A 3865-nucleotide genomic window follows, 5' to 3' on the forward strand; every position below is an offset into this window, starting at 1 on the left:
GGAAGTTCTTCGGCAATCTGCTCGACGCCGGTCGCGTGTCGATTTGCGGCGAGGAAAGCGCCGGAACGGGCTCCGACCATGTGCGCGAGAAGGACGGGCTCTGGGCGGTGCTGATGTGGCTCAACATCCTTGCCGCGCGGAAGATGTCGGTGGCGGAGATCATGGCCGATCATTTCGCGCGCTACGGCCGCAATTATTATTCGCGCCACGATTACGAGGCGCTGCCGACCGAGCAGGCAGAGGCGATGCTGGACGATCTCCGCAGCCGCCTTGGAGAGCTCAAAGGGACGCAGGTCGAAGGGCTTGTCGTCGAAAGCTCAGACGAGTTTTCCTATACCGATCCGGTCGATGGCTCGGTCGCAGAAGGTCAGGGTTTCCGTATTCTGTTCGAAGGCGGCTCGCGCGTCGTACTGCGTCTGTCGGGCACGGGCACCGAGGGCGCGACGCTGCGCGTGTATCTCGAGCGCTATGCGCCGGGACCGGATGGGCTGGACCATGATCCGCAAGAGGCGCTGGCACCGATCATCCGGGCGACAGAAGCGCTGGTGGGCATCCGCGAACGTACGGGGCGCGAGAAGCCCGACGTCATCACCTGATCCGGTCAGGCGGCAAATCCAGCCGAAAAACAAAGTCGGGGGGGCTGAAATCGCCCCCCGTTTTCATACTAGCGTTATACCGATAATCGGTATTATGTAAATTATAAGTGCGATTTGACGCCCATTATGGGGTCAAAACCGTGCTCCCGACCGTTTTCCGGCCCTCCAGCGCCTCATGGGCTGCGGCAACATCCTCCAGAGAAAAGCTCTGCGGCACGTCGATCTTGATCTCGCCTTTCCCAATCATCTCAAAGAGTTCTGCGGCGGAGTTACGCAGCCAGCCCGGCTGATCCGTGTGCTGGAACAAGGTCGGACGCGTCAGGAACAGCGAGTTGCGCGCCAGATCGCCGATCTTGAACTGATCCGCCGGACCCGAGCTTTGCCCGAAGCACACCAGCGTGCCGAACCGCTTGAGCACATCGAGCGACGTCATCACCGTATCCGCGCCGACCGAGTCATAGACCGCCGCGACGCCCGCGCCATCGGTGAGCCGTTTGACCTCTGCGCCGAAATCCTCGGACCGGTAATCGATAACAGCGTCATAGCCGTGCTCGAGCGCCCGCGCGCATTTCTCCGGCCCGCCAGCCGTGCCGATCGCGCGCACGCCCTTGGCCTTCAGCCATTGGCCCGCGATTGAGCCAACGCCACCGGCCGCTGCGTGGAAAAGCACGGTGTCACCGGACTTTACGGGATATGAGTGATGGATCAGGTAATGCACGGTCAGACCTTTGAGCATCACTGCCGCCGCGACCTCATCGGAAATATCGTCCGGGATCGGCACGACGTTTTTCGCAGCCATCACCCGGTGGCTCGCATATGCGCCGTTGGGCTGCGTGTAGGCCACGCGTTGGCCGACCTTCAGATCGACGCCATCGCCGACCGCCTCGATCACACCCGCCGCTTCGCCACCGGTGATCAGATCGCTCTCGACGGGCCACGGATAGAGCCCCGTTCGGAAGTAAACATCGATGAAATTCAATCCGATAGCGGTATGTCTTAAAGTGACTTCGCCCGGACCCGGCTTGGGGACCTCGATTTCGATCTTGTGGAACTGGTCGCGCCCGCCGGGGCGCGAGATTGCCATCGCATAAGCCATGTTATCCTCCCTGTTGCCGCGCAAAGGTACTGCGCGCGGCCCCGGCGTCAATCCGGGATCGGATGCGGCAGGAAGGCTCCGTTCATCTCTACGATCTCATCCCAGACGCGCAGCGCCAGTTCGCGCGGGCGCTCGCTCTCGCGGCGCACGAGGAACCAGTGGCGCATCAGAGGCAATCCCGGCGCCGGGATCAGCGCCAGGCGTCCGGTCTCCAGCTCGTCCGTCACCGTGTGCAGGCTGAGAAACGCGATGCCGAGACCCGCCATCACCGCTTGCTTGATCGTCTCGTTGCTGTCCATCTCCAGCGTGTCGTAGAGCCGCCCGTCGCCGACCCGGTCGAGCCAGCGCGACATCAGGATGCGCGTCCCCGACCCTTCTTCGCGTGAGATGAAAGTCTCGCCGAAAAGCTGCTGCAGATCGTCGGCCTTGGAAATCAGCGGATGGTCCGGCGGTGCAACCAGCGCATGCGGATGCTGGCCGATCGGCTCGGCCACAACGGGCGGATGGCGCGGCGGACGGCCCATCACCGCGATGTCGAAACTGCCACGCTCGATGCCCTCAATAATCGCCGAGCGGTTGCCCACGCGCAGTGCGACCTCGATCTCGGGATGGGCGTCTTGCAGCATCTTCACCAGCCGCGGCGCGAAATATTTGCCGGTCGAGACGACGCCGAGCGTGATCCGACCCACCTGCCCGCGCGCGATGGCGCTCAGCGTCGCCTCGGCCTGCGACAAGTTGTCCTCAATCCGCAGCGCGGTTTCGCGCAACGCCTTGCCGGCCTCGGTCAGCTCGGAGCCTGCACCGTCGACGGCACGCTGGATCAACTTCATCCCGACCGCATCTTCCAAACCCCGAATTTGCGTATGAATTGCGGGCGTTGTGAGGTTCAGGCTTTCCCCGGCGGCCGTCAGAGACCCACCCCGCGCCACCGCATCAAGCGCGCGCAATTGCTTCAGCGTTACAGCGTTCATCCGCATGTAGTTTCAATTTCCCTTAACGCATGTTCCCTTTATTTAAATTTCATAAAAATTCGATCCGAGCAATGGTCTGGCTCACAAGAACATCGACTTTGGAGGAGAAGAAGATGTCCGTGAGTTTCGACGGCCTCGGTATTTCTGCCGATCTTGCCGACACAATGACCCGCCTGACCAGCGTCGGCGCCCAGCTTGCCCGCATGATTGCGCGCAACGGGCTCGAGGGAAATCTGGCGGAAGCCGCAGGCACCAACGCCGGCGGCGACGGTCAGAAAGCACTCGACGTGATCGCGGATGAGGCCTTCATGGATGCGCTGCGAGGTGGCGCGGTCCGCCATTACGCCTCGGAAGAACAAGACGAAGTGGTCGATTTCGGCGAGGGCACGCTCGCGCTTGCCATCGATCCGCTCGACGGATCCTCGAATATCGACGTGAATGTCTCGATCGGCACGATCTTCTCGATCTTCGAGGCCGCCGACGACATGGATGCCAGCTTCCTGCGCCCGGCCAACGAGCAGATCGCGGGCGGCTACATCATCTTCGGGCCGCAGACCGCGCTGGTCGTGACCTTCGGCAAAGGTGTGCAGCAATGGGTGCTCGAGCCCGGCAGCGACATCTGGCGCCGCGTGGCCGATCCGAAGCCCCTGCCCTCCGAGACCTCGGAATACGCGATCAACGCGTCGAACTATCGCCACTGGCCGCAGCCGATCCGCGCCTTCATCGACGATCTCGTCGCCGGTGCCGAAGGACCGCGCGGGCGCAATTTCAACATGCGCTGGATCGCCTCTCTGGTGGCCGAAACCCATCGCATCATCTCGCGCGGCGGCGTCTTCCTCTATCCGGGCGACGACCGCGACGGCTACGAGCGCGGCCGTCTGCGCCACGTCTACGAATGCGCACCGATCGCGATGCTGATCGAGCAGCTCGGCGGCGAGGCCACCGACGGCGCCGATCCCATCATGTCCGCGACGCCCGACCGGCTGCATGCCCGCACGCCCTTCGTATTCGGCTCGGCCAGCAAGGTCGCCCGCGTCGCCGCCTATCACGACTTGCCGCAGGATGAAGCCCACGCGCTCTTCAACACCCGCGGCCTCTTCCGGAGCTGATCCATGTCCAAGAAACACCCCATCATTTCCGTCGTCGGTTCTTCCGGTGCAGGCACCTCGACGGTGAAATCGACCTTCGATCAGATCTTCCGT

General features: G+C 62.9%; 3 protein-coding genes and 2 pseudogenes. 3 read left to right on the forward strand and 2 right to left on the reverse strand.

What is annotated here, in order from left to right:
* A pseudogene (locus B3D39_RS08950) lies at nt 1-596 on the forward strand (alpha-D-glucose phosphate-specific phosphoglucomutase); the annotation flags it as partial.
* Nucleotides 597-720: 124 nt separating this feature from the next.
* On the opposite strand, the gene B3D39_RS08955 reads toward B3D39_RS08950, so the two are convergent.
* A complete protein-coding gene (locus B3D39_RS08955; RefSeq protein ID WP_274963155.1) occupies nt 721-1692 on the reverse strand; it encodes a quinone oxidoreductase family protein in 972 nt (323 codons plus the stop codon).
* 47 nt (nt 1693-1739) lie between these two features.
* On the reverse strand, nt 1740-2669 hold the full coding sequence (gene cbbR / locus B3D39_RS08960; RefSeq protein WP_274963156.1) for a LysR family regulator CbbR: 930 nt from the start codon (nt 2667-2669) through the stop codon (nt 1740-1742).
* A 107-nt stretch (nt 2670-2776) separates the two neighbouring features.
* Between cbbR and B3D39_RS08965 the strand changes: the two genes are divergently transcribed.
* Together B3D39_RS08965 and B3D39_RS08970 are read left to right on the forward strand one after the other, a co-directional pair.
* A complete protein-coding gene (locus B3D39_RS08965; protein WP_078605393.1) occupies nt 2777-3772 on the forward strand; it encodes a class 1 fructose-bisphosphatase in 996 nt (331 codons plus the stop codon).
* A gap of 3 nt (nt 3773-3775) precedes the next feature.
* A pseudogene (locus B3D39_RS08970) lies at nt 3776-3865 on the forward strand (phosphoribulokinase); the annotation flags it as partial.

It is taken from the genome of Thioclava sp. UBA3469, from assembly GCF_002378135.1.
Taxonomy (GTDB): Bacteria; Pseudomonadota; Alphaproteobacteria; order Rhodobacterales; family Rhodobacteraceae; genus Thioclava; species Thioclava sediminum.